At 35.1% G+C, this 4,770-nt stretch carries 7 protein-coding genes; all 7 read left to right on the forward strand.

Annotated features, from left to right (window positions below):
• The first annotated feature begins 270 nt into the window (after positions 1 to 270).
• The 7 genes from VIG73_RS13350 (at position 271) to VIG73_RS13380 (ending at position 4,574) form a co-directional block, all read left to right on the forward strand.
• The gene (locus VIG73_RS13350) at positions 271 to 498 is read left to right on the forward strand and encodes an SHOCT domain-containing protein (RefSeq protein WP_331642824.1); all 228 of its coding nucleotides are present in this window, start codon (positions 271 to 273) and stop codon (positions 496 to 498) included.
• A 53-nt stretch (positions 499 to 551) separates the two neighbouring features.
• The gene (locus tag VIG73_RS13355; RefSeq protein WP_331642826.1) at positions 552 to 2,114 is read left to right on the forward strand and encodes a recombinase family protein; all 1,563 of its coding nucleotides are present in this window, start codon (positions 552 to 554) and stop codon (positions 2,112 to 2,114) included.
• Positions 2,114 to 2,527, forward strand: coding sequence for a recombinase (locus VIG73_RS13360; RefSeq protein WP_188859073.1), 414 nt, complete (start codon positions 2,114 to 2,116; stop codon positions 2,525 to 2,527). Before VIG73_RS13355 ends, VIG73_RS13360 begins: the two co-directional genes overlap by 1 nt.
• Before the next feature lie 3 nt (positions 2,528 to 2,530).
• A complete protein-coding gene (locus tag VIG73_RS13365; protein ID WP_331642831.1) occupies positions 2,531 to 2,737 on the forward strand; it encodes a hypothetical protein in 207 nt (68 codons plus the stop codon).
• On the forward strand, positions 2,734 to 3,483 hold the full coding sequence (locus VIG73_RS13370; protein ID WP_331642833.1) for a zinc ribbon domain-containing protein: 750 nt from the start codon (positions 2,734 to 2,736) through the stop codon (positions 3,481 to 3,483). Before VIG73_RS13365 ends, VIG73_RS13370 begins: the two co-directional genes overlap by 4 nt.
• A 170-nt stretch (positions 3,484 to 3,653) precedes the next feature.
• Positions 3,654 to 4,046: a hypothetical protein gene (locus VIG73_RS13375; protein ID WP_331642835.1), complete on the forward strand. Its 393-nt coding sequence runs from the start codon at positions 3,654 to 3,656 to the stop codon at positions 4,044 to 4,046.
• Positions 4,047 to 4,109: 63 nt separating this feature from the next.
• Positions 4,110 to 4,574 carry a DUF3879 family protein gene (locus tag VIG73_RS13380; protein ID WP_331642837.1) on the forward strand — a complete coding sequence of 155 codons (465 nt, stop codon included), beginning with the start codon at positions 4,110 to 4,112 and terminating at the stop codon, positions 4,572 to 4,574.
• Positions 4,575 to 4,770 lie beyond the last annotated feature (196 nt).

Genomic DNA, 4,770 nt, shown 5'->3' on the forward strand with positions numbered 1-4,770 from the left:
TCTTTTAATTGAACCCTGTTACATTCATTACACTTCATAATTAATTCCTCCTAAACTTGATTAAAACATTTTACCACATATAAACTAAGTTTTAAATTCAGTATTTCATCACTTATACAACAATATGGCCCGTTTGTTGAATAATCTACTTTCATTATATCTAGAACTTCAATTACATATCAACTATTAATCAACATATTACAGAAACAAGGGTTCGAATCCTATCTTTTTATCGCATATAGGTAGAAGACTATTTAGGAGGAAAACCATATGCGAATGACACAACTCTCATCTGAGCATCAAACACCAAATCATAAACCATCAAAACCAACTGAAGAACAACTTCAAAATGAACTTCATTTTCATCTTGCTGAAAAAATGCTCATGAAACTACGTGAAAAAGAACTCATTTCAAAGGAAGAATTCAATCAAATAAACAAATTAAATCGTCAGAAATTCACCCCTTTATTAGGCCCTTTAATGTGCGATAAACCTTGATATAACAGTGTTCTAACGCTAATATGTCACGTACAAGAAGGGAGGTTGAGTGGATGAGAAAGATAACAACACTTGATATGACAACATATTCAGTAGTAAAACCGAAACAAAAGGTCGCTGCATATATACGAGTGTCAACATCGAACGAGGATCAATTGATTAGTTTAGAAGCACAAAGACGACACTATAAAACTTTAATTGAAAATAATGATGAATGGCAGCTCGTGGATATTTATAGTGATGAAGGCATCACTGGGACCAAAAAGGATAGACGACTAGGATTGCTTCGATTAATATCTGACTGTGAAAAAGGAAAGATTGACTTCATTTTAACAAAATCAATTAGTCGATTTGCGAGAAACACGATTGATTGCCTGGAGTTAGTTAGAAAATTGATGGACTTAGGTGTGCACATTTATTTTGAAAAAGAAAACATCAATACAAATTCGATGGAAAGTGAACTCATGCTTTCGATTTTAAGTAGCCTTGCAGAAAATGAATCAGTGTCACTTTCCGAAAACAGTAAGTGGTCGATAAGGCAAAGGTTCAAACGTGGAACCTATAAATTATCATATCCGCCTTACGGTTACGATTATATTGATGAACAAGTTGTTGTAAATAAAGAACAAGCACCAGTAGTCAAGCGGATATTCAATAGTGTGCTTAAAGGAACAGGAACGGAACGAATTGCCAGGCAGTTAAACGAAGAAAGGATTCCAACAAAACGAAATGGCAATTGGACAGGTTCTACGATACGTGGAATTGTTAAAAACGAAAAGTACACTGGGGATGTGCTACTTCAAAAGACTTTTACTGATGAACATTTTAACCGAAAGATAAATCGAGGTGAATTGGATCAATACTTAATTAAAAATCACCATGAAGCAATTATCACACATGCTGACTTTGAAGCGGCTAATCGAATGCTAGAATATCAAGCAAGTCAAAAGAATGTAGCTGTTGGAAGTAGAAAATATTTAAATCGTTATCCTTATTCAGGAAAGATTGAATGTGTAGAATGTGGCGATACATTTAAAAGAAGAATTCACACTTCCACGCATAAAAAATATATTGCCTGGTGTTGTTCAACACATATCAAAAATAAAGATGAATGTTCGATGCTTTTTATGAGAGAAGAACGTATTCATCAAGCATTTATTACGATGATGAACAAACTTATATTTGCTCGTAAAGAAATACTGCATCCGCTATTTGAAACAATGAAAAATGGCTTTAAACAGGATATAGAAGAGCAACTCGATAATATTGAACTGCAATTGACCGAGTGCTATGCAAAGAGTCAAATGTTGAAAAAGCTAATGGATGATAAGTTTTTAGAACAGAAATTGTATGAAGAACAACGGGCGAAGATGGACAACCAAATTAATGAGTTGTTGGAGGATAAAGAACGGTTGCTACGACTTATTCGCAACGAAGAAGAACAAGTCTACGAACTGAAAAGACTGATGAGTTTCACCAATAAACAGCAGAAAGTTGCATCATTTGAAGAAACGATATTTAACGAATATATTGAAAAGGTTTATATACACTCGTCAACAAAAATAGGTTTTTTATTAAAAAGTGGCTTGTTGCTAAAGGAAGAGGTGAATAGGTGATGGCACATACACCATTTGGCTATCAAATTGAAAACGGTAAAGTAGTCATAAATAAAGAAGAGCTGAAACAACTGCAGCATCTTTTTCAAGCGTATTTATCAGGATTGTCATTAGCAAATGCCGCTAAGGAAGCGGGAATAAAGCGAAATCATGGCGGTATTACCCGAATATTAACGGATGAAAGATACTTAGGAACGGATATTTTTCCTACCTTAATATCAAAAGAATTATTTGAAAAAGTGAAGATAGAAAGATATAAACGGGCAAAAAAATTAGGAAGACTAAATAAAAAACAAGAAGAAACCCCGTTTGAAATTCCCACATTCACTTTACCATCTATCGATATCAAACATGACAACCCATATAAACAAGCAGAATATGTTTACAGTTTAATAGAAAGTGTGGTGAACTAAACGATGGAAAGTTCAAGAAATGTTACAGTTATTCCTGCGAGACCTAGAAGAACAAGGGAAGTAAGTGAAAAACAAAAGCTAAGGGTAGCTGCTTATTGTCGTGTATCAACTGACAGTGATGAACAAGCAACTAGCTATGAAGTGCAAATCGAACACTACACGTCATACATTCAAGCTAATCCCGAGTGGAAACTCGCAGGGGTTGAGTGAACAACGATGGTGTTGTTCCGCAATACTATGTGGAAAATAACCACGAAGCCATCATACCAAAACATCTCTTCATGCTCGTGCAAGAAGAGTTGAAAAAACGAAAAATCGCTCATATTAGCAAAAATGGACAAAGACGAAATTACAGTAGCAACCACAGTTTGGCTCAAATTGTATTTTGTGAAAACTGTGGGGAGATATTTAGAAGAGTCCATTGGAATAACCGAGGGAAGAGGTCAATCGTTTGGCGATGCGTCAGCAGACTTGAAAATACAGGAGTATTTTGTGATGCGCGAACAGTTAGAGAAGATGATTTAAAACAAGCCGTTATCCAAGCGATCAATGAACTGTTTAAAAATCGGAGCAATTTCCTCAAAGTCTTAGAACAAAATATTGCCCAAACATTATCAAGTCACTTACACGATAAACTGATGAAAGTTGAAAAAGAACTAGAAACGTTGCAGCATTCTTTAATCGACCTAGCGAATTCAGACAAAGATTATAATGACGTTGTCGATAATATTTACAAACGAAGGGAAGAGAAACAACAACTTCAACTAGAGATTGCGGAACAGGATAATGGAAGAGAACGATTGAATGAAATTGCAGAATTATTAAAAAAGCAAACATGTGAATTAGAAACGTATGATGAACAACTAGTGAGGCGAATGATTGAAAAGATTACTGTTCACCCTGAGAAGTTGGAGATAGAATTTAAGTCTGAAATGGCTGTTGAAGTTGAAATATAATATTTCATTCAAAAAACGACTTATACAATCGACATAGTGATAATTGTATAGGTCGTTTTTATATTGTGAAACTTTAGAAATGTATACGGTGACCGATATATATAGTAAATAAACTTAAACGAGAGGAGAATTATTCAAGGAGAGGAGAATTATTCAAGATGAAAAAGAAAATGTCTATCATTATAATGTCTTTTGTGATTTGTCTAACAATGGCATTACCAGTGGATGCTGCGTCAAATTATTTTACTGGTAGTACAGGCACAATGAACTCACTGTTTGGAAATCCATCTGCTTCATGGAACATTTCATCGGGATCAGTTCCAAGCAATGCAACAGTATCAAGTGTCAAAGTGAATGTTAATGTTAGTCCTGGGAGCGATTCGTTTTATCTTTATGTTAAACACCCAAGTGGTTATTCGGCCACGCGCTTGGTAGGTAGTACCTCACTATCGTTTACTGAATTTAATGGATTAGATCCTTATGGTACTTGGCAAGTATATATTGTTACAACTGGAACAGTTTCAACTGCAACCGCACGAATGACAGTAGATTATACGTATTAACAAATAATGATAGAGCATTAGTTATGAATAAGAAAATCATAAATAAAAGGGAGTCTGATTAATATGCGTATTGGTGGTCAACACTTATCTATGTGGATTAAGACAATGCAACAAGCAGATAAAATATCTAATCTACAAAATCAACAGGAAACTTTTGATCCGAGTAAGTTCATTGAACCGGGAATGGATATTACTGGACGGAGCGACTGGAAAAAGTTAGTTGAAGTGTCAGATGATATTAAAGAAAAGGTTATCGAGCAGACAAGAAGGAATTTTATAAACGGATTTGGTATGGTAAACGAAAAAAGTGAATCATTTAACGAATTCATAAAACAGTATGCACAGACTTTACCTGTAGATGAACGTGCATCAGCTATGTGGACGTTGACACAGATAAAGACAGCAGAGGCGCAAAAGTTAGTCGATATTGTGAGGGAAAACAATCCAACTTGGAAACATGGAGAACCATTTGATCCAAATATTTTTGATGAATATTTTTCAAGTCCAGGATTTGATAAAAGAGTATAAGGTTTTCTTGTTGAAGATCGTAATAGGATGAACAAGATGACTTTAAGCCTTGGCATATAACAAAATTTATTGACCTATTCCCACGAACGTACATCTTTAGTCGACATGTTACCGCAGACTTACGAACCTATAAATTGATCCTAGACATCAAGCTTGGTGGCTCGTCCCAGCTCGTCATTGCAGGGTACGTCCTTGC

Origin of the sequence: Cerasibacillus sp. (assembly GCF_036516575.1) — a bacterium.
Taxonomy (GTDB): domain Bacteria; phylum Bacillota; class Bacilli; order Bacillales; family Amphibacillaceae; genus Cerasibacillus.

Coding starts and splice junctions, on each gene's coding strand:
- VIG73_RS13350 (WP_331642824.1), top strand. CDS start 271: ATGCGAATGACACAACTCTCATCTGAGCATCAAACACCAAATCATAAA.
- VIG73_RS13355 (WP_331642826.1), top strand. CDS start 552: ATGAGAAAGATAACAACACTTGATATGACAACATATTCAGTAGTAAAA.
- VIG73_RS13360 (WP_188859073.1), top strand. CDS start 2,114: ATGGCACATACACCATTTGGCTATCAAATTGAAAACGGTAAAGTAGTC.
- VIG73_RS13365 (WP_331642831.1), top strand. CDS start 2,531: ATGGAAAGTTCAAGAAATGTTACAGTTATTCCTGCGAGACCTAGAAGA.
- VIG73_RS13375 (WP_331642835.1), top strand. CDS start 3,654: ATGTCTATCATTATAATGTCTTTTGTGATTTGTCTAACAATGGCATTA.
- VIG73_RS13380 (WP_331642837.1), top strand. CDS start 4,110: ATGCGTATTGGTGGTCAACACTTATCTATGTGGATTAAGACAATGCAA.